This is a genomic window from Sphingomonas oleivorans, from assembly GCF_003050615.1.
GTDB lineage: Bacteria > Pseudomonadota > Alphaproteobacteria > Sphingomonadales > Sphingomonadaceae > Sphingomonas_H > Sphingomonas_H oleivorans.
The window spans coordinates 202,886-221,383 of sequence record NZ_NWBU01000004.1 but is presented as its reverse complement, the minus strand read 5'-3'; the positions used below and the strand labels follow the sequence as shown (position 1 = coordinate 221,383).

The window sequence follows — 18,498 nt, the reverse complement described above, 5'->3', positions numbered from 1 at the left end:
CCTGCGTGCTCCTAGCGGGCGGCCTGGAGTTCGGGCACGACCTTGTCCCCCGGGTTCAGGAAGGCGCCGGCCGAAAGGACGACGCGCTCGCTGCCGTTCAGCCCCTTGACGATGCTGACGCCCGTATCGGAGACGTCGCCGATGCTGATGTCGCGCCGGACGACCTTGTCATCCGTGCCGACCACATAGACATAATTGCCCTTGGCATCGCCCATGACCGCCGATTGCGGCAGCAGCGGTGCATCGACCGAGCCGCCCATGATCCGCGTTGCCGCGAAGCCGCCGGGGCGCAGCGCCTTGTCGAAGCCGAGCGCGATGCGCGCGACGCCCTGGCGCGTCTGCGGATCGATCACCGGGGAGAGCTGCCAGATTTGGCCGTGGAAATTGAGGCTGGTGCCGACGGGCGTCACCTCGGCCGGCACGCCGACCGTAAGGCGCGTCAGATCCGCTTCGGGCAGGCGGGCGAGCAGCTCCATCTCGCCGCCCTTGGCGAGCCGGAAGAGCGCGCCGTTGGATGGATTCACCACCTGGCCCGGCTCGACCGCGCGGGTGAGGACGAGGCCTGCGGCGGGCGCGCGGATATCGAGCCGGCCGATGCGGGCGCGCTGCTCGCCAAGCTGTGCCTGGGCGACGGCGACGCGGGCGTTGGCGGCGTCGCGTGTCGCGGTCCTGCGATCGATATCCGCCTTGGAGATGAAGCCGCGCTCGACGAGCTGGCGCGCCCGGTCGAGTTCCGCCTGAGCGAGCGCGGCATCGGCGCGCGCGACCGAGATCGAGGCGGCGAGCGAATTGGCCTGCTGCACCTGCACCGACCGTTCGATCACGGCAAGCGTCTGGCCCGCGGCCACCCAGTCGCCGGGTTCGACCAGCACCTGCGTCACCATGCCGCCTTCGCCGACCACGCCCACGGGCATTTCGCGCCGGGCGGCGAGATTACCGGTGGCCGAGATGATGTTGGCCACCGGCTGGCGGCCGGGCACGATCACGGTGACGCGCGGTATGTTCACGGCCGGCGCGGTCGGCTTCTGCCCCCCGCGGCCGAAGAGGAAATAGGCGAGCAGCAGCGTCACTACGACCAGGCCCACGGCGATGATGATGCGCCGGCGGCGGCGTGCGCGCCGCGTATCTTCGGTCGGCAGGTCGAACTCGGCCGTGTCGGCGACGATTCCGCTTTCGATATTCATCACGCGCAAGATCCTGATCCTGACGGCATGACCCCCAGTCGCCGTCCCCTCCAGCTGTGTGTTACATCAATAAGCCACCAGCCTCAAGCGGATGATATCCGCATGCGCCTTTCGGGCAAAATGCGGCCGTTCAGCACAGGTGCAGGCCCGGACTCCCAAAGCGCGGCCACGGCGAATCATGCGTCGAAGCGTTCTTTCATGGAGATGAAGCGATGAAAAAAGCCCCCGCTCTGATGGCCGCGCTCGCCCTGTCCGCGCTCGTGCCGGCGCTGGCCGCCGCGCAGATGCCCGCCGTCACGCCGGTGCCTACGCTGTCGGGGACGCGGCTCGACATCGTCGCGGAAGGGGAGGTGACGCGCGTGCCGGACGTGGCCGTCATCAGCGCGGGCGTGGTGACGCAGGCGCCCACCGCAAGCGCCGCCATGGCCGAAAATGCCAGCCGCATGGCCGCGACCATTGCCGCGCTGCGCAAGGCGGGCGTGGCCGATCGCGACATAAGGACGGCCTCGATCAACCTCAGTCCGCAATATCGCTATGGTGAGAATCGGCCGCCGATCCTGACCGGCTACCAGGCGTCGAATCAGGTGAATGTGCGCTTTCGCGACGTGAGGAAGTCGGGCGCGATATTGGATGCGCTGGTGGCCGCAGGTGCGAACCAGATCAACGGGCCCGAGCTGGTCGTCGACAAGCCGGAGGCCGCGCTGGACGAGGCGCGTGCCGCCGCCGTCGCCAAGGCGCGCGCGCGCGCGGAGCTTTACGCCAAAGCCGCCGGCCTCAGCGTCCGCCGGATCATCGCGATCAGCGAGCAGGGAGCCGTCATGCCGCCGCCGCGTCCCATGCCGATGGCGGCCAAGGCGCGCATGGAGGCGGCCGACACAGCGATCGAGCCGGGAGAGCAGACGCTGTCCGTTTCCGTCATGGTGACGTTCGAACTGCAGTGATCCGCCGGACGCGCTTTCGTCGGCATGGCGCTTCCCGGTGAGGAAAATGGGCCGCCCCGGTGAGGCCGGGGCGGCCCATGATACGCACAAGCTATTCCACGCTTAAACTTACGCTACAACTCGATACGCCTACGCAACGAAATTCAGCGAACGCGACCGCGGCGGAAAAGATTGACGATCGCGAGCAGGATAACCGCGCCGAGGAACGACACGAGCAGCGAGCGGATGTCGAACGTGCCGGTGGTGATCGAGGCGCCGCCGATCAGGCCCGAGAGCAAGATTCCGCCCAGGATTGCGCCGATGATACCGACGACGACATTCAGAACGATCCCCTGCTGGGCATCGGTGCGCATCACGATGCTGGCGAGCCAGCCAAGTATTCCACCTACGACGATGATGATGAGCCACGTCATGATTCAGTCCTCCTGCAACGCCGCCGGTGGGCAGTTGCACACCTGCGACGGTCCGATCGTTGATACGCGCAGGCAATGATGTGGTTCCTCCGCTCGTCGGTCGCGGGGGTGTCGCAGGAGGATCGAAACGGCCTTTCCTCGTGATTTCCTTCAGTATTTCTGCTGGCGCGTGTAGAGCGACCGATAATGCTGGATGCGCGTCACCCGGAGCCCCGGCATGCCGGACCGTTCGATCGCGCGCTGCCAGGAGGCGAATTCCTCCAGCGTAAGGCCATAGCGCTCGCATACTTCGTCGAACGTCAGCAGCCCGCCCGCGACGGCGGCGACCACTTCCGCCTTGCGCCGCACCACCCAGCGGGTCGTGTCGGGCGGCGGCAGCGTGTCCAGCGTCAGCGGCTCGCCGAGCGGACCTATCACCTGTGCGGGTCGTAACTTCTGCTTCTCGATCATTCAAATCCTCAGAACATGGTCTTTTCGACCGGCGCTTCCGCCGCGCCATCCATTGCCGGGAAGACGTTGAAGGAAGCCTAAAACCGGAAGGTAAAATTTCGGATGACGCTTGGGCGCGACCCCTGCGTCGGCGCCGTACATCCTGCCTCATCATGGCCGCGCGCGCGACGAATGAGCGACGAACGGGTGGAAACTGCCGCCGAGCGATGCGGCAGCGTCGATGGCCCCATGGCCGCGCAACAGCCCGGCGAGCGCATAATATGTGCCATGCTGACGGCCTGCCTGCTCGATCCGGGCATGCGCCCGGGCGGTGGCGCTGGAGGCGGTTCGTGCGGCGAGCGTGGCGCCGAGCAGCGTGAAATCGAGCGGCAGCCGCTCGGCATGCGCAGGTTTGATCCTGTCCGGTCCCATCGCGGCTGCTCCCGATTTCGATCCCGTGCTGTGGAGGATGACGACCGGGACGGCGGAACTTTTAGGGCTGTTTTTTGCAAGCCGGCGCGGGCGGCGCTAAAGGGCGGCGATGGATGCGGATTTCCAGCTCGATCGCCCGTTGAAGGACAGCCGGATCGTCGTCGCCATGTCGGGCGGGGTCGATAGTTCGGTGGTGGCGGCGCTCGCCCAACGTTCGGGCGCAGAGGTGATCGGCGTCACGCTGCAGCTCTATGATCATGGCGCGGCGGTCGGCCGCACGGGAAGCTGCTGCGCCGGGCAGGATATTCGCGACGCGCGCGCGGTCGCGGACCGGCTCGGCATCGCCCATTATGTGTTCGATTATGAGACGGCCTTTCGGGATTCCGTGATCCAGGGCTTTGCGGACGAATATGCCGCCGGCCGCACGCCCATTCCCTGCGTCCGCTGCAATCAGGGGGTGAAGTTCACCGACCTGTTCGGCATTGCGCGCGATCTGGGCGCCGACTGCCTCGCCACCGGCCATTATGTCCGCCGGATGATCGGCGCGGAGGGGACGGAGCTGCACCGCGCCGCCGATCCGGCGCGCGACCAGAGCTATTTCCTGTTCGCGACGACGCAGGCGCAGCTCGATTATCTGCGCTTCCCGCTGGGCGGCCTGCCCAAGCCGCGCGTGCGCGAGATCGCGGCCGAGATCGGACTGGGCGTGGCCGCCAAGCCCGACAGCCAGGATATATGCTTCGTGCCCGACGGCGATTATGCCAAGATCGTCCGCAAGCTCCGCCCCGAGGCGGGCGAGCCGGGCGATATCGTCGATCTGGAAGGCCGCGTGCTCGGTCGGCACAGGGGCCTCATCCATTTCACCATCGGCCAGCGGCGCGGCATCGAGATCGGCGGCAGCCCCGAGCCGCTCTATGTGGTGCGCGTCGAGCCGGAGGCGCGGCGGCTCGTGGTGGGGCCGAAGCGGGCGCTGGCGGTCGGCGCCGCGCGGCTGTCCGACGTGAACTGGATCGGCGGCGCCTATAAGGGGCCCGTCACCGCCAAGGTCCGCTCGCTGGCCAAGCCCGTGCCGGCGCGGTTCGAGGGCGATATCGTTATCTTCGACATGCCCGAATATGGCGTGGCGCCGGGGCAGGCGGCGGTGCTCTATGCCGGCGACCGGCTGCTCGGCGGCGGCTGGATCGAGGAGACGATGTCCGCCGCGCTGGCCGCCTGAGCCCCGGGCTCGATACAGGCTTCGACAGGCTCAGCCCGAGCGGCGATTCGGTCAAAGGCGGAAGCGGCCCTCGATCACGGTGACACAGGATCCGCCGAGGACGACACGGTCGCCCGCCAGCCGGCAGCTCAGCCGTCCGCCGCGCCGGCTCGCCTGGAAGGCGGTGAAGCTTTCGCGGCCTAGCCGTTCGGCCCAATAGGGCACGATCACCGAATGGGCCGATCCCGTCACCGGATCCTCGTCAATCCCGGCGCCCGGCGCGAAGGCACGGCTGACGATGGCGGTGTCGCGTCCGGGGGCGGTAGCGATGTAAAGTATATCGCCCTGGGACCGCAGCGCCGCGAAATCGGGGGCCAGCGCGCGCACCTCCGCCTCGCTGGCATAGACCAGCACGGAATAGCCCTCGCGCCACAGCGTCTCGAGCGGTCGCCCGCCGACCGCGGCGACCGCATCGGGCAGCGGGCGGGGGGAGGGCGCCCAGGCGGGCAGATCGAGCGCATAGCCCTTTCCGGCGCGCGCCACCGTCAGCACGCCCGCCTTGCTCGTGCGGAAATGAATCGCGTCGCGCTGCGGCAGATCGCCCAGCATCACATGGCCGCTGGCGAGCGTCGCATGGCCGCATAGCGCCACCTCGGTCGTCGGCGTGAACCAGCGCAGCTCATAATCGGCATTGCCGCCGGTGGTGGGCACGAGGAAGGCCGTTTCGGCGAGGTTGTTCTCCCCGGCGATCGCCTGGAGCAGATCGTCGTCGAGCCAGCGATCGAGCGGCATCACCGCGGCCGGATTGCCGGCGAAGGGGCGGTCCGCAAAGGCATCGACTTGGACGAAGCGCAATTCGGTCATGGGTAGAGATATCCTTCGTGCCAGTTCCCCCCGTTGCGCGTGAACAGCCGGCGCTCGTGCAGGCGATGGGGGCGGTCCTGCCAGAATTCGATCCGCTCGGGCACCACGCGGAAGCCCGACCAATGCGGCGGGCGCGGCACCGGCCCGCCCCGATAACGCTCCGCCACCTCGGCGAAGCGCGCCTCGAACGTGGCGCGCGCATCGAGCGGGCGGGACTGGTCCGATGCCCAGGCGCCGAGCTGCGAATCGCGCGCGCGCGTCGCGAAATAGGCGTCGGCTTCGGCATCGGTGACGCCCGAGACGGGCCCTTCGATGCGCACCTGACGGCGCAGCGACTTCCAGTGGAACAGCAAAGCCGCCCTGGGATTGGCCATCAGTTCGCCCGCCTTGCGGCTTTCGAGATTGGTATAGAAGACGAAACCGCGCTGATCATGGCCCTTGAGCAGCACCATGCGGACTGCGGGCTGGCCGTCCGCGCCCACCGTCGCCACGGCCATCGCATTGGGATCATTGGGTTCCATGGCTTTCGCATCGGCCAGCCAGCGTTCGAACAGGGCAAAAGGATCGTCCGTCATCCCACCGATCATAACGCCGGTGGCGCGAGGAGGATATTCTTTGCGTAAATATTGCGCTGCCCCGGCAGCTATGGTGCAAGGAAAGGTGATGATCCAGGCAGCGCTCCACCACGTCACCTCCTATCGCTATGACCGGCCGGTCACGCTCGGGCCGCAGGTCATCCGGCTGAGACCGGCGGCGCACAGCCGCACGGCGGTGAACAATTATTCGCTGCGCATCTTTCCCGAAAATCACTTCATCAACTGGCAGCAGGATCCGCACGGCAACTGGCTGGCGCGGATCGTATTTCCGGAGAAGACGGCCGAGTTCCGCATCACTGTCGATCTGATCGCGGATCTGGTGGTGATCAATCCGTTCGACTTCTTCGTCGAGGATTATGCCGAGCATCGGCCCTTCACCTATGCGCCGGACCTCGCCGCCGATCTCTCCGCCTATTTCGAGACCGAGCCGCAGGGCCCGCTGTTCGAGAAATTCCTCGCGCGCTTCGCGGATGTGAAGGAACGGACGATCGACTTTCTGGTCGATCTCAACCGCGCGCTCAATCAGCGGGTCGGCTATGTTATCCGCATGGAGGCGGGCGTGCAGGCGCCCGAGGAGACGCTGGAGATCGGCACGGGAAGCTGCCGCGACAGCGCCTGGTTGCTCGTCCATCTGCTCCGCCGGCTGGGCTTCGCGGCGCGCTTCGTATCGGGCTATTCGATCCAGCTGACCCCCGACGTGGTGCCGGTGGAGGGGCCCAGGGGCGTGTCGCAGGACGTGACCGACCTCCATGCCTGGACGGAAGTGTTCGTGCCCGGCGCGGGTTGGATCGGCCTCGATCCGACATCGGGCATGTTCGCGGGCGAGGGTCATATCCCGCTTGCCGCCACGCCGCATTATCGCTCCGCAACGCCGATTCAGGGCGCGCTGATGGAGCCGGCACATGTCGATTTCGATTTCGCCATGGATGTGCAGCGCATCGCCGAGGCAGTGCGCATCACCAAGCCCTTCACCGAGGCGCGCTGGCAGGCGCTCGAGGCGCTGGGCGAGAAGGTGGATGCCGATCTGCTGGCGCAGGATGTGCGGCTCACCACCGGGGGCGAGCCTACCTTTGTCGCGGCGGACGATCTGGACGCGCCGGAATGGAATGGCGACGCGGTGGGGCCGACCAAGGCCGCCTATGCCGATCGGCTGATCCGCAGGATGCGCGACAAATTCGCGCCGGGCGGGCTGCTCCATCACGGCCAGGGCAAATGGTATCCGGGCGAGAGCCTGCCGCGCTGGGGCTATTCGCTCTACTGGCGGCTCGATGGCGTGCCCATCTGGCGCGACCTTTCGCTGATCGCGCCGGACCGGGCGGAGAGCGAGGCGATCGATCCGGCGCTGGCGCAGCAATTTCTGGAAGGCGTGGCCGAGGGGCTGGGCGTCGGTGGCGACAATGTCCAGCCCGCCTATGAGGATGGGCTGGAATGGGCGGTGAAGGAGGCGGCCCTTCCCGACAATAGCGATCCGACCGATCCCCGGATCGACGATCCCGAGGCGCGGGCACGGATGGTGAAGGTGTTCGAGCGGGGGCTGTCGCGTCCGGTCGGCTATGTCCTTCCGATCCAGCGCTGGCAGACGCATCAGGCCCCTGTGCCGAGGCGCGGCTGGCGTTCGGAACGCTGGCGGGTGCGGCGCGGCAAGCTGTTCCTCGTGCCGGGCGATTCGGCGCTGGGCTATCGCCTGCCGCTGAGCTCGCTGCCCTATGTGCCGCCGGCCGACTATCCCTATCTCCACGTTCGCGACATGAGCGAGCCGCGCGAGCCGCTGCCCGATTTCCGCGCGCAGCGGGCGGAGGCGGTGGCGGCGGGAGGGCAAGCGCCGCAGGGCAGGGCCGAGCAGCAGATGATCGAGGGGGCGGTGCGCACCGCGCTCACCGTCGAGCCGCGCGGGGATCATCTCGCCATATTCATCCCGCCGGTCGAAACGCTTGAGGATTATCTGGAGCTGATCGCCGAGATCGAGGCGACGGCGGAGCGGACGCGCATTCCCGTGCGGATCGAGGGCTATGCTCCGCCGCCCGATCCCCGGCTGCAGGTGCTGAAGGTGACGCCCGATCCCGGCGTGATCGAGGTGAATGTCCAGCCCGCGGCGAGCTGGGCCGAGACGGTGGACATCACCACCAGCCTTTACGACATGGCGCGCGAATGCGGGCTGACTGCCGACAAGTTCATGGTGGACGGGCGCGCGATCGGCACGGGCGGGGGCAATCATCTGGTGCTGGGTGGCCGTTCGGTGAACGATTCGCCCTTCATCCGGCGGCCGGACCTGCTCAAGAGCTTTGTCCTCTACTGGCAGCGCCATCCCTCGCTCAGCTACCTCTTCTCCGGCCTGTTCATCGGCCCGACCAGCCAGGCGCCACGCATCGACGAGGCGCGGCATGACGGGCTCTACGAGCTGGAAATCGCACTGGCGCAGGTGCCGAGGCCAGGCGATGGGGAGATGCCGCCGCCCTGGCTGGTCGATCGGCTGTTCCGCAACCTGCTGGTGGACGTGACGGGCAATACGCACCGCACGGAAATCTGCATCGACAAGCTCTTCTCGCCCGACGGGCCGACCGGGCGGCTTGGCCTGGTCGAGTTTCGGGGCTTCGAGATGCCGCCCGACGCGAAGATGAGCCTCGCCCAGCAATTGCTGATTCGCGCGCTCACCGCCTGGTTCTGGCGCGAGCCGCAGACGGGCGGGCTGGTGCGCTGGGGCACGACGCTCCACGACCGTTTCCTGCTGCCGCATTTCGTCTGGGCCGATTTTCTGGACGTGCTCGCGGACCTCAGGGCGGCGGGCTATGATTTCGATCCCGCCTGGTTCGAGGCGCAGCGCCAGTTCCGCTTCCCCGTCCATGGCGAGGTGGTGGCGGGCGGCGTGCGGCTGGAAATCTCCCATGCGCTCGAGCCCTGGCATGTGCTGGGCGAAACGGGTGCGATCGGCGGCACGGTGCGCTATGTCGACAGCTCGACCGAGCGGCTGCAGGTGAAGGCGTCCGGCCTGATCCCGGGGCGGCATGTGGTGGCGGTCAACGGCCGCGCCGTGCCGATGGCGCCGACGGGCGTGCCCGGCGAGGCGGTGGGCGGCGTGCGCTTCAAGGCCTGGGCGCCGGCCAATTGCCTCCATCCGCGCCTGCCCGTGGATGCGCCGCTCACCTTCGATCTGCTCGACCGCTGGAACGGCCGCTCGCTCGGCGGCTGCGTCTATCATGTCGGCCATCCGGGCGGGCGCAATTACGATATGGTGCCGATCAACGATTATGAGGCGGAGGCGCGGCGCAGGGCGCGTTTCCAGGATCATGGCCATACGCCGGGCGTGGTGGCGATGCCGGCGGAGGAGCGTAGCGCGGAATTTCCGATGACGCTCGATCTGCGCACGCCTCCGCCGCGCTGATACCGGTGCCTTCGCAGCGGTGACGGGACGGAGTATGGCGCTGGCCATGGTGGAGAATATGGCGCAGCTTCCGGGCATGCCGACATGGGGGCAAGGCTGGCTCAACAGCTATGTCGCGCGCGCGAGCGAAGGCGATATCGTTCGCGGCGATGTGGGCCGTGGCGCGCGCTGGTGGCATTATCTGTTCGATGGCGTGGCGACGCTCACCGAGGGGCATCTCCAGCGGCTGCAGGATCGCATCTCGCGTCAGGTGGCCGAACTCGGCACCGCCTTCCGCCTGCCGGGCGAGAGCGAGGAGCGCCCCTGGCCGCTTTCCGCATTGCCGCTGCTGATCGGCGAGGATGAATGGCGGACGCTGGCGGACGGGGTCGCCCAGCGCGCCGACCTGCTCGAACGCGTTCTGGACGATATTTATGGCGAGCAGTCGCTCGTCACCAGCGGTCGCCTGCCGGCCGCATTGGTGACGGGCAACCGCCATTTCTGGCGCCAGATGATCGGCGTGCCGCCGCCCGGCGGCCATCGCCTGCATATCTATGCGGTCGATCTCGGCCGCGGGCCGGACGGCGAATGGCGTGTGCTGGCCGATCATGTCCGCGCGCCTGCCGGGGCCGGCTATGCGCTGGAGAACCGGCTGGCGGCGAGCCGGGTGATGGGCACGCTTCAGACGCGGATCAACGTCCATCGTCTCGCTCCCTTCTTCTCCGCCTTCCGCGAGGGCCTGTCCGCCGTCTGCCGCCGCGCCGAGCCGCGCATCGGCCTGCTGACGCCCGGCCGCTACAATCCCAGCTATGCCGAGCAGGCGCATCTCGCGCGCTATCTCGGCCTGCTGCTGGTGGAGGGCGCCGATCTCGCGGTGCGCGAGGACAAGCTCTATGTCCGCACGATCGAGGGGCTGAAGCGCATCGACGCGCTGTGGCGGCGGATGGATTCGCGCTTCATCGATCCGCTCGCCTTCGACGCCGGATCGCAGATCGGCGTGCCTGGCCTGATGGATGCGATGGTCGCGGGCAATGCGGTGATCGCCAATGCGCCGGGATCGGGCGTAATCGAATCGGCCGGCATGGCGGCGTTCCTGCCCGCGCTCGCCCGGCGGATGCTGGGCGAGGATCTGCGCCTGCCCAATATCGCCACCTGGTGGTGTGGGCAGGATTGGCCGCGCGAGCAGGTGGAGGCGGATTTCGATCGGCTGCTGCTGGCGCCGGCCTTCCCCGATGCGCCGCTTGGCCTGCCCGATGGGCGCGCGGTGCTGGGCTCCACGCTTTCGGAGCCGGCGCGGGAGCGGCTGCTCGCCGCGATCGCTGCCCGGCCGCTCGATTATGTCGGGCAGGAGGTGGTGCGCCTGTCCACCATGCCGGCGGTCGCCGATGGTCAGCTCGTCGCGCGGACCTTCACGTTGCGCGCCTTTGCGGTCCGTGACGGGGAAGGGCGATGGACGGTGATGCCCGGCGGATTCGCGCGGCTGGCCGATACGTCCGATTCGCGCGCCAGCCCGATCGGCGAGGGCGCCTTTTCGGCGGATGTCTGCATCGTCGGGCTGGAGCCGGTCGAGCAGGTGTCGCTGCTGCCCACCCATATCCCGATCCGCCGCAATCCGGGTACCTTGCCGAGCCGGGCGGCGGACAATCTCTACTGGCTCGGCCGCTATCTAGAGCGTGGCGAGAGCGTGCTTCGCCTGATCCGCGCAACACTGGGCAGCACGATCGACGTGGATAGCGGCGCGGCGCTGGTGCCCGCCACGGTGCAGCGGTTGGCGGGATTGCTCGTCACGAGCGGCGCTGCGCCGAACGTGCCGGGGGAGGATGAAGCCACGCGCGGCCAGCATGTGCCCGAGCTTGCCGCTGCCGCGCTCGACGGGCCCGGCATCGGCAGTGTGCGGACCATCTTCGCCACCGTCCATGCCATTGCCGAGGGAACGCGCGATCGTATTTCGGCGGATGTGTGGCGCCTGATCGACGCGCCGCTGCCGCCTGCGGGCGACGAGGATCCGGGCGCGATGATCGCCCGCGCGGCGGCGCTGCAGGAACGTTTCTCGGCGCTTTCCGGCCTGGCGGCGGAGAATATGGCGCGGACGGCAGGCTGGCGCTTCCACGATCTCGGCCGCCGGGTGGAGCGCGCGGTGCAGGTCTGCCGGCTGTTGCGCAATTTTGCGCATAATGAGGCGTCGGCCGATGATCTCACCACCTTGCTCGAGCTTTCCGACAGCCAGATCAGCTATCGGGCGCGCTATCATACCGGCCTCGCGCTCGTGCCGGTGCGCGACCTGATCGCACTCGATCCCTATAATCCGCGCAGCATGGGCTGGCAGGTGGAGCGCATATTGGAGCATCTGCGCGTGCTGCCCAATCTGCGCGATGACGGCATGGCCGAGGAGCCCGAAATGCTGGCGACCGAGCTGCGCGCGGCGATCGTGACCGCGCGCGCCGAATCGCTGGGCCCCGACGCGGTGCTGGCGATCGAGAAACGGCTGTTCCTCCTGTCCGAAGCGGTCGGCGCGCGCTTCTTCCTCCAGGGCGGCGAGACGATCCGCGCTGCCGGGATGACGCTGGCATGACCCGCCCTCCATCCTGCCCGGAGGCGCCGTCCGGATTCTATAAGATCCGCCATCGCACGCATTTCCGCTATGTCCATCCCGTCCGCTTCGCGCGCTGCAACCTGCGGCTGCGGCCGGTCGATTGGCCGGGGCAGGTGCTGGAGGATTATGCGCTGGAAGTGACGCCCGCAGCGGAGATCATCGTGCCGCGTTCGGGCGCGGGCTATCTCGCCAATATGACGCGTATCGGCATCGACCAGCCGGCGAGCGAGATCGTGATCGAGAGCCGCATGCGCATGCGCGTCGATCGGCCGATGCCGATGGCGCTGCCCGAAGATCCGACCGTGGCGGAGATTTGCGCTCTTGCCCGAGCCTCGGCTGACCTGTCCGCGCTGTCGCCGGCCAATTATATCTTCGCCTCGCCGCATATCGCGCTGTTCCGCGAAATTGCCGAATGGTGCGCGACGGAGCTTGCACCGTCGCGCGGCATATTCGAGGCTGGGCTCGCGCTGACGCAGGCGATCCGCGCCGAATTCCGCTATGACGGCAATGCCACGGAGACGGACACGAGCCCGGCCGAAGCCTTCGCCAACCGCCATGGCGTGTGCCAGGATTTCGCGCAGATCATGATTTCAGGCCTGCGCGCGGCGGGCCTGCCGGCGGCCTATGTCTCCGGCTATCTGCGCACCCTGCCGCCGCCGGGCATGCCGCGGCTGGTGGGGGCGGACGCGACCCATGCCTGGGTGCTGATCTGGTGCGGGCCGGCGCGCGGCTGGATCGGCTTCGATCCCACCAATGGCTGCGCGATGGGACGGGACCATATCATCACTGCCGTCGGCCGCGACTATGCGGATGTGGCGCCGATCGACGGCATCTTCCTCGGCCGCGACGGGCAGAAGATCGACGTGTCGGTGGATGTCGAGCCGGTGGAGGAGGCGGAAGCCATATTGTCCGACTGATCGGGACCGGCTGATCGGGGCCGGTTGATCAAGGGATGTCGGCGGCTTCGCGCCGCGCTGCCTCGCGCTCGGCGCGGGCCTGGGTCAGGAAGCGGGCGAGGCAGCCGGTCTGGCCGCCCGAGCCCACGACCGAGCAGCTATTGGGCGTGCCTGCCCGCCCGACATATTCCAGCTCGCGCACCGTGTTCGCCCAGCTTTCGCGGACCGCCGCCGGCCCACGGGGCCGGTCACGGAAGCGCTCGGGTACGCGGTAGCGCTCACGTTCCGGCTGGCGTGCACAGACGACGATTTCCTCCGCGGTGCTCTGGGGGCAGGGATCGTCGCCATAGACGAGGAGCGTCCGGACCCGTTCGGGCGGCTGGGCCGAGACGACGTCCGGTTCCTGTGCAGGCGCGGGCGCTGCCAGCAGCACCAGGCCCATCGCCGCGCCGAACAATATGCTTCGTATCTTCATCATCCTCGATCGTCTCAACCCGCCGGAGCCGGACGCGTTCCGGGATGCGCGGCGGATGAACCGGATCAGGGGGCCTCGCGCTCGCTGGCGGCAGCCTGCTTCCGCTCGTCGCGCGCCTGCTTCATCAGCCGGCTCCAGCAACCCGTCCAGCCGCCATTGCCGTTGGCCGTGCAACTGCCCGTGCCCGATGCGCCGACATATTCCAGGCTCTTGGCGCGGTCCGCCCATCGCTCATTGCCGGGCGAAGGGAGGCTGCCGCGAAGCTCCTCGGGGATGCGATAGCGCTCGCGCTCATCGAGCCGCTTGCAGACGACGATCTCCTCGCCATTGCTCGTCGGACAAGGATCATTGCCATAGATGGTGAGCACATTGTCGACGCGCTGCGCCGTTGCGGGGGCGGAGGGCAGGGCGGCGAAAAACGCCGCCAGCAGCGGACCGGCGAGGATGACAGCCTTCTTCATGCGCGCCACCTTATCATAGATTATATGAGCAACGCATTACGGAAGGGTCATATCCGTCGCGACAGGCCGATGGCGATGCGGCAGCCCAGCCGGATCGCGCCGGCGAGCAGCGGATAGGCCGGCGCCTCCTCCGCGCCGCTTGCCAGCGCGGCATCGCGATGCTCCTGCTCCTCGGCGCGGAATTCGGTGATCCGGTCGGCCAGCTCGGGATCGCTGTCCCCCAGCGCGTCGAGCTGCTCGCCATAATGGCGGTCGATCTCCGTCTCGATCGCGGCGGTGCAGGCCATCGCCGCCTTCGGGCCGATCAGCGCGGTGGCGGCACCCAGCGCGAAGCCGGCGACGTTCCAGACGGGCGCGAGCAAGGTGGGCCGCACGTGCCGTTCGGCGATCATCCGGTCGAAAATCGCGCGATGCCGCTCCTCCTGCGCCGCCATGCGGGCGATGGTGCGGCTATCGGGATGGCGATTGCCCATGACGGCAAGCTGGCCGGCATAGATGCGGGTGGCGCCGAATTCCCCCGCCTGATCGACGCGCAGCATCGATGCGCGGGCATGATCGGACAGGTGGGGCGCGGGCGGCGCGCTCAGCGGGGACGCTTCAGACATAGGGCTACGATAGCCGATCCGCCGAGGATCGAGAACAGGGCGTTCCAGCCGGCGAGCGAAATGCCGAACAGCGACCATTGCACCGCATCGCAGCGGATCATCGGCGTGGCCATGATCTCCGCCAGCACGTCCGCCGTCGATCCGCCGACGCCGGCGGAGGCGCAGCGGGTGAGCCCTTCCCACCAGCCATATTCGACGCCGGCATGGAAGATGCCGGTCGCCCCGCTTCCGAGGATCAGCAGCGCGGCGAGCAGCGTAAGCGGGCGGCTGAGCGCGCTGTTCCGGGCCAGGATCGCAACCAGCGCCACCGCCACCGCGGCATAATGCGGCCAGCGCTGCCAATGGCACATCTCGCATGGATAGAGGCCGCCCAGATATTGCGATCCCAGCGCGCCGGCGAGCAGCGCTGTGGGCAGGATCAGGGCGAGCAGACGGGCCTTGGCGAGATTGGTCATGCGGAGGGAAATAACCTGAAACTCATGTCATCGCCTCCCCGGAAGGGGAGGCGATCGGAAGGGAGAAAAGGGGTGCGGACCGGATGCGAGGTCAGCGCAGCCGCTTCTGCGCGGCCGGCCTGGCCGTATTGCCGAGTGCGGCCAGCACGGCGGGCGTGCTCAGCCGGGAGATGGTCTTGACGGCATAATCGAGCTGGAAATCCTCGATGCCCTGCTTCTTGAGCGTATCCGCGGTCGCGGCGAAGCGGGGATCGGGCTTGCCGTCATCCTCCAGCACGCGATCGTCGACCTTCACTTCGTTGATCAGATGGCGGCGCAGGTCGGCCTCGCGCAGCCGCGGGCGGGATTTGTAGTCCGGATCGCTGAGCTGCGGCACGGCGATGTCGGGCTCGATCCCGCCTTCCTGCACCGACCGGCCGGACGGCGTGTAATAGCGCGCGGTGGTGAGCCGCAGCGCGGTCTGCTCGGTCAGCGGCAGCAACGTCTGCACCGATCCCTTGCCGAAGCTGCGTTCGCCCATCACCAGCGCGCGATGATGGTCCTGCAGCGCGCCGGCGACGATTTCGGCCGCCGAGGCGGAGCCCGCATCGACCAGCACGACGATCGGCAGGCCATGGGCGAAGTCGCCGGGCTTGGCATAATAGCGTTCGATATCCGCCTTCTCGCGGCCGCGCTGCGAAACGACCTCGCCGCGTTCCAGGAAGCTGTCCGACACGTCGATCGCCTGATCGAGCAGCCCGCCCGGATTGGCGCGCAGATCGACGATATAGCCGAGCGGCTTGCCGCCGAGCGCCTTGTCGATCGAGACGAGCGCCGAGCGCACCGCATCGCCCGTCTGCCGGTTGAAGGCGTTGATGTTGACGATGCCGACCCGGTCCTTGATCTCCCACTTCACCGGCCGGAGCTGGATGATCTCGCGAGTGAGCGTCACGTCGAACGGCTTGTCGCGGCCCGGCCGCACGACCGTCAGGCGGATCTGCGTGCCCGGCCGGCCGCGCATCTTGTCGACCGATTCGTCGAGCGAGCCGCCATAGATCAGATTGCCGTCGAGATGGGTGATGAAGTCCCCGGCCTTCAGGCCCGCGCGATAGGCGGGCGTGTCCTCGGTCGGCGAGACGATCTTGACCGCCCCGTCCTCGAGCTGGACGGTGAGGCCCAGGCCGCCATAATTGCCGTCGGTCTGCGTCTTCAGATTGTCGAAGTCGCGCGCGTCGAGATAGGAGCTGTGCGGATCGAGGCTGGCGAGCATGCCATCGATCGCGCCCTTGATGAGCGTCTTGTCATCCACCTTGTCGACATATTCGCCGCGCACCCGCTCGAACACGCTCATGAACTGGTCGAGCTCGCGATAGGTCTGCACGTCGCTCTGGGCGAGGGATGCGGAGACGGCGGGCACGAGGGCGACGGCGGCGATGAGGCCGGCGGTGCGCAAAAGGGTCTTCGCCATGGATCAGCGGTCTTTCCTGCGATAATCAAAACAGTCTACATCATTTATGCGGCTTGCAAAGCATGGCGGCGATGCGGGGTCCAGGCGGATGGCCGCGCGCATCAGCCGATGCCGGCCAGCCGGGCGATGTCCACCGGCACGCCGCCGCGCCTGAGCTCCACCGTCACGGTCGGCCGGCCGGGGCCGGCGCGCCCGACCGGGCTGCCGCGCACCACCACATCGCCGACGCGTACCATGATGGTCGCGAGATCGGTGATGAGCGTCGTCCAGCCGCCGCCATGATCGATGATCACGATATTGCCATAGCCGCGAAAGGCGCCGGCATAGGAGATGCGGCCCCAGGTGGGGGAGACGACCTGCGCACCGGCGGCGGTCGCGAGCGTCAGCCCGCGGGTGTGCAGGCCACTCTCGTCACTCTCGCCCAGGCCGGAGACGAGCCTGCCCACCACTGGCAGGCGATAGGGTGGGGGCCGATCGGAGCGGACGGGCGGAGGTGCATCGGCCGCAGGCGCGGGTGCGCCCCCGGGCGAGCGCGGCCGGAGCAGCGGGCCGGGTAGGGTGGCGAGCCGTTCGCGGATCACCGCCTGTGCCTCCAGCTCCTCCATCAGAACCGCTATGTCGCGCGCTTTCTCGCCCAGGCCCATGGCGCGTTCCTGCTCGAACATCGCCGAATCGGAGAGGCGGGCGGAACGGTCGCGCTCCGCACCCTCGAGCCGGGCGAGCCGGATGCGTTCCGCCTGAAGCGTCTCGCGCGCGGTGTGCAGCTCGGTCAGGGCCTGTCCGGCCTGGCGACGGAGCCGTTCGATCGCGGCCAATTCCGCGCGCAGGCTGGCGGTGCGTTCGGCGATCACGGGCAGGCCCGAGGAGAGCAGCGCGCGGACATGAACCATGTCGCGCAGCGATCCCGGCTGGGCGATGGCGGCCGCCGGCGGGCGGCGGGTGAGGATCTGGAGCGCGGCGGCGAGCCGGGTGATCGGCTGCTGCTTCTCCGCGATCCGCGCCTGCTGGCGCGCGCGCAGCCGCTCGATCCGGGCGAGCCGGGCGCTCGCGGTGGCGATGTCCGCCTCGGCTGTCTGGATGCGCAGCGCGACGGCGGCGGCCTCCGCGCGGGCGCGGGCGGCGGCATCCAGCGCGCGGACCGCCTGATCCTCGAGCGCGTGCGCGCGATGGATCGCTTCCGCCGCGCGGCGGCGGGCATCGGCCAGCGCCTGGGCCTCGTCGCGCGCCGTCTGGGCGAATGCCGCGCCGCCGGCGGCTCCGATGACGGCTAGGGCGATCAGCAGCGTGGCGAGCGGCGAAGGCCGGGGCTGCACCGGGGATCAGCCCTCGCGATGATAGGGATGGTTGGCGAGGATGCTCGTCGCCCGCCACAATTGCTCGGCGAGCATCGCGCGGGCGAGGAGATGTGGCCAGGTGGCGGCACCGAAGGCGAGCAGCAGGTCCGCCTCCGCCCGATCGGCATCGTCGAAGCCGTCGGCCGCGCCGATCAGGAAGCGCGCCTCGCGCCGCCCGTCGTCGCGCCAGCGGCCGAGCTTGGTCGCGAAGGCGGCAGAACTGAGCTGCGCGCCCTTTTCATCGAGCATGACGAGGATGGTGCCGGGTTCGCGCGGCGGTATGCGCCCGCCGCGATCGGGCAATTCGCTGATTCGGGTCGGCCAGGCGATGCGCTTCATATAGCGATCGACCAGCTCCGCCTCGGGTCCGCGGCCGATGCGGCCGCGGGCGACGATGTGCAGCAGCAAGGGGTCAGGCGTTTCCGGCGGCCGGCGCGGCCTCGCCCGGGGGTGCCTCGCCAAAGGCCCACATCCGCTCCAGATTGTAGAAGCTGCGCACCTCGGGACGGAACAGATGGACGATCACGTCGCCGGCATCGATCAGCACCCAATCGGCGGTGGGCAGGCCCTCGATCCGCGCGGTGCGGCCGGTTTCGGCCTTGATCCGCTCGACCAACTTGGTCGCCATGGAGGCTACCTGGCGGGTCGAACGGCCGCTGGCGATCACCATATGATCGGCGATGCTGGATTTGCCGGCAAGCGGGATGGTGACGGTCTCGACGGCTTGATCGTCGTCGAGCGACGAAAGCACGAGCCGATGCAACGCTTCGACCGGATCGGTCTGTGCGGTCGGCTTGGCAATACTTTGCGCGCGCAAGAAACC

At 68.4% G+C, this 18,498-nt stretch carries 19 protein-coding genes; 5 read left to right on the top strand and 14 right to left on the bottom strand.

What is annotated here, in order from left to right; all coding sequences use genetic code 11:
- Positions 1-11: 11 nt before the first annotated feature.
- On the bottom strand, positions 12-1,184 hold the full coding sequence (locus CLG96_RS01130) for an efflux RND transporter periplasmic adaptor subunit (RefSeq protein WP_107966019.1): 1,173 nt from the start codon (positions 1,182-1,184) through the stop codon (positions 12-14).
- A gap of 212 nt (positions 1,185-1,396) precedes the next feature.
- Between CLG96_RS01130 and CLG96_RS01125 the strand changes: the two genes are divergently transcribed.
- The gene (locus CLG96_RS01125) at positions 1,397-2,125 is read left to right on the top strand and encodes an SIMPL domain-containing protein (RefSeq protein ID WP_107966018.1); all 729 of its coding nucleotides are present in this window, start codon (positions 1,397-1,399) and stop codon (positions 2,123-2,125) included.
- A gap of 143 nt (positions 2,126-2,268) precedes the next feature.
- On the opposite strand, the gene CLG96_RS01120 is transcribed toward CLG96_RS01125, so the two are convergent.
- From CLG96_RS01120 to CLG96_RS01110, 3 genes are all read right to left on the bottom strand, one after another.
- Positions 2,269-2,538, bottom strand: coding sequence for a GlsB/YeaQ/YmgE family stress response membrane protein (locus CLG96_RS01120; RefSeq protein ID WP_107966017.1), 270 nt, complete (start codon positions 2,536-2,538; stop codon positions 2,269-2,271).
- Positions 2,539-2,688: 150 nt separating this feature from the next.
- Complete coding sequence (gene sciP, locus CLG96_RS01115) at positions 2,689-2,988, bottom strand: CtrA inhibitor SciP (RefSeq protein WP_107966016.1); 300 nt, start codon at positions 2,986-2,988, stop codon at positions 2,689-2,691.
- 150 nt (positions 2,989-3,138) lie between these two features.
- Positions 3,139-3,399 (bottom strand): hypothetical protein, encoded by a 261-nt coding sequence (locus CLG96_RS01110; RefSeq protein WP_107966015.1) that lies wholly within the window; start codon positions 3,397-3,399, stop codon positions 3,139-3,141.
- Between the two features lie 109 nt (positions 3,400-3,508).
- On the opposite strand from CLG96_RS01110, the gene mnmA reads away from it, so the two are divergent.
- The gene (gene mnmA, locus CLG96_RS01105; RefSeq protein ID WP_107966014.1) at positions 3,509-4,612 is read left to right on the top strand and encodes a tRNA 2-thiouridine(34) synthase MnmA; all 1,104 of its coding nucleotides are present in this window, start codon (positions 3,509-3,511) and stop codon (positions 4,610-4,612) included.
- A 51-nt stretch (positions 4,613-4,663) separates the two neighbouring features.
- Here mnmA and CLG96_RS01100 read toward each other — a convergent pair whose 3' ends face one another.
- Together CLG96_RS01100 and pdxH are read right to left on the bottom strand one after the other, a co-directional pair.
- A complete protein-coding gene (locus tag CLG96_RS01100; RefSeq protein WP_107966013.1) occupies positions 4,664-5,455 on the bottom strand; it encodes a PhzF family phenazine biosynthesis protein in 792 nt (263 codons plus the stop codon).
- A complete protein-coding gene (gene pdxH, locus CLG96_RS01095; protein ID WP_107966767.1) occupies positions 5,452-6,030 on the bottom strand; it encodes a pyridoxamine 5'-phosphate oxidase in 579 nt (192 codons plus the stop codon). Before pdxH ends, CLG96_RS01100 begins: the two co-directional genes overlap by 4 nt.
- Before the next feature lie 88 nt (positions 6,031-6,118).
- On the opposite strand from pdxH, the gene CLG96_RS01090 reads away from it, so the two are divergent.
- From CLG96_RS01090 to CLG96_RS01080, 3 genes are read left to right on the top strand one after another with little or no spacing between them, the layout of a single operon-like run.
- A complete protein-coding gene (locus CLG96_RS01090) occupies positions 6,119-9,430 on the top strand; it encodes a transglutaminase family protein (protein WP_107966766.1) in 3,312 nt (1,103 codons plus the stop codon).
- 46 nt (positions 9,431-9,476) lie between these two features.
- Positions 9,477-11,981 carry a circularly permuted type 2 ATP-grasp protein gene (locus CLG96_RS01085; protein ID WP_423828185.1) on the top strand — a complete coding sequence of 835 codons (2,505 nt, stop codon included), beginning with the start codon at positions 9,477-9,479 and terminating at the stop codon, positions 11,979-11,981.
- Complete coding sequence (locus tag CLG96_RS01080; RefSeq protein ID WP_107966012.1) at positions 11,978-12,919, top strand: transglutaminase family protein; 942 nt, start codon at positions 11,978-11,980, stop codon at positions 12,917-12,919. The genes CLG96_RS01085 and CLG96_RS01080 overlap by 4 nt, the downstream gene beginning before the upstream one ends.
- Positions 12,920-12,947: 28 nt before the next feature.
- On the opposite strand, the gene CLG96_RS01075 is transcribed toward CLG96_RS01080, so the two are convergent.
- The 8 genes from CLG96_RS01075 to rsfS form a co-directional block, all read right to left on the bottom strand.
- Entirely contained in the window at positions 12,948-13,376 is a 429-nt protein-coding gene (locus tag CLG96_RS01075; RefSeq protein ID WP_243395555.1) for a hypothetical protein, read from the bottom strand.
- 62 nt (positions 13,377-13,438) lie between these two features.
- Positions 13,439-13,834 (bottom strand): hypothetical protein, encoded by a 396-nt coding sequence (locus CLG96_RS01070; RefSeq protein ID WP_107966011.1) that lies wholly within the window; start codon positions 13,832-13,834, stop codon positions 13,439-13,441.
- Between the two features lie 47 nt (positions 13,835-13,881).
- The gene (locus CLG96_RS01065; protein WP_107966010.1) at positions 13,882-14,439 is read right to left on the bottom strand and encodes a demethoxyubiquinone hydroxylase family protein; all 558 of its coding nucleotides are present in this window, start codon (positions 14,437-14,439) and stop codon (positions 13,882-13,884) included.
- The gene (locus tag CLG96_RS01060) at positions 14,418-14,894 is read right to left on the bottom strand and encodes a disulfide bond formation protein B (RefSeq protein ID WP_107966009.1); all 477 of its coding nucleotides are present in this window, start codon (positions 14,892-14,894) and stop codon (positions 14,418-14,420) included. Before CLG96_RS01060 ends, CLG96_RS01065 begins: the two co-directional genes overlap by 22 nt.
- A gap of 91 nt (positions 14,895-14,985) precedes the next feature.
- Positions 14,986-16,341 carry a S41 family peptidase gene (locus CLG96_RS01055; protein WP_107966008.1) on the bottom strand — a complete coding sequence of 452 codons (1,356 nt, stop codon included), beginning with the start codon at positions 16,339-16,341 and terminating at the stop codon, positions 14,986-14,988.
- 101 nt (positions 16,342-16,442) lie between these two features.
- Positions 16,443-17,654 carry a murein hydrolase activator EnvC family protein gene (locus tag CLG96_RS01050; RefSeq protein ID WP_243395554.1) on the bottom strand — a complete coding sequence of 404 codons (1,212 nt, stop codon included), beginning with the start codon at positions 17,652-17,654 and terminating at the stop codon, positions 16,443-16,445.
- Between the two features lie 6 nt (positions 17,655-17,660).
- Complete coding sequence (locus CLG96_RS01045; protein WP_107966007.1) at positions 17,661-18,083, bottom strand: 23S rRNA (pseudouridine(1915)-N(3))-methyltransferase RlmH; 423 nt, start codon at positions 18,081-18,083, stop codon at positions 17,661-17,663.
- Between the two features lie 4 nt (positions 18,084-18,087).
- On the bottom strand, positions 18,088-18,492 hold the full coding sequence (gene rsfS / locus CLG96_RS01040) for a ribosome silencing factor (protein ID WP_207796525.1): 405 nt from the start codon (positions 18,490-18,492) through the stop codon (positions 18,088-18,090).
- Between the last annotated feature and the right edge of the window lie 6 nt (positions 18,493-18,498).

Bases quoted from the DNA above. Each gene is read 5' to 3' on its own strand.
- CLG96_RS01080 (WP_107966012.1), top strand. From the start codon at position 11,978: ATGACCCGCCCTCCATCCTGCCCGGAGGCGCCGTCCGGATTCTATAAG.
- pdxH (WP_107966767.1), bottom strand. From the start codon at position 6,030: ATGACGGACGATCCTTTTGCCCTGTTCGAACGCTGGCTGGCCGATGCG.
- CLG96_RS01125 (WP_107966018.1), top strand. From the start codon at position 1,397: ATGAAAAAAGCCCCCGCTCTGATGGCCGCGCTCGCCCTGTCCGCGCTC.
- CLG96_RS01055 (WP_107966008.1), bottom strand. From the start codon at position 16,341: ATGGCGAAGACCCTTTTGCGCACCGCCGGCCTCATCGCCGCCGTCGCC.
- CLG96_RS01060 (WP_107966009.1), bottom strand. From the start codon at position 14,894: ATGACCAATCTCGCCAAGGCCCGTCTGCTCGCCCTGATCCTGCCCACA.
- CLG96_RS01085 (WP_423828185.1), top strand. From the start codon at position 9,477: ATGGTGGAGAATATGGCGCAGCTTCCGGGCATGCCGACATGGGGGCAA.
- mnmA (WP_107966014.1), top strand. From the start codon at position 3,509: ATGGATGCGGATTTCCAGCTCGATCGCCCGTTGAAGGACAGCCGGATC.
- CLG96_RS01130 (WP_107966019.1), bottom strand. From the start codon at position 1,184: ATGAATATCGAAAGCGGAATCGTCGCCGACACGGCCGAGTTCGACCTG.
- CLG96_RS01090 (WP_107966766.1), top strand. From the start codon at position 6,119: ATGATCCAGGCAGCGCTCCACCACGTCACCTCCTATCGCTATGACCGG.
- CLG96_RS01110 (WP_107966015.1), bottom strand. From the start codon at position 3,399: ATGGGACCGGACAGGATCAAACCTGCGCATGCCGAGCGGCTGCCGCTC.
- CLG96_RS01070 (WP_107966011.1), bottom strand. From the start codon at position 13,834: ATGAAGAAGGCTGTCATCCTCGCCGGTCCGCTGCTGGCGGCGTTTTTC.
- CLG96_RS01120 (WP_107966017.1), bottom strand. From the start codon at position 2,538: ATGACGTGGCTCATCATCATCGTCGTAGGTGGAATACTTGGCTGGCTC.
- CLG96_RS01065 (WP_107966010.1), bottom strand. From the start codon at position 14,439: ATGTCTGAAGCGTCCCCGCTGAGCGCGCCGCCCGCGCCCCACCTGTCC.
- sciP (WP_107966016.1), bottom strand. From the start codon at position 2,988: ATGATCGAGAAGCAGAAGTTACGACCCGCACAGGTGATAGGTCCGCTC.
- CLG96_RS01100 (WP_107966013.1), bottom strand. From the start codon at position 5,455: ATGACCGAATTGCGCTTCGTCCAAGTCGATGCCTTTGCGGACCGCCCC.
- CLG96_RS01075 (WP_243395555.1), bottom strand. From the start codon at position 13,376: ATGATGAAGATACGAAGCATATTGTTCGGCGCGGCGATGGGCCTGGTG.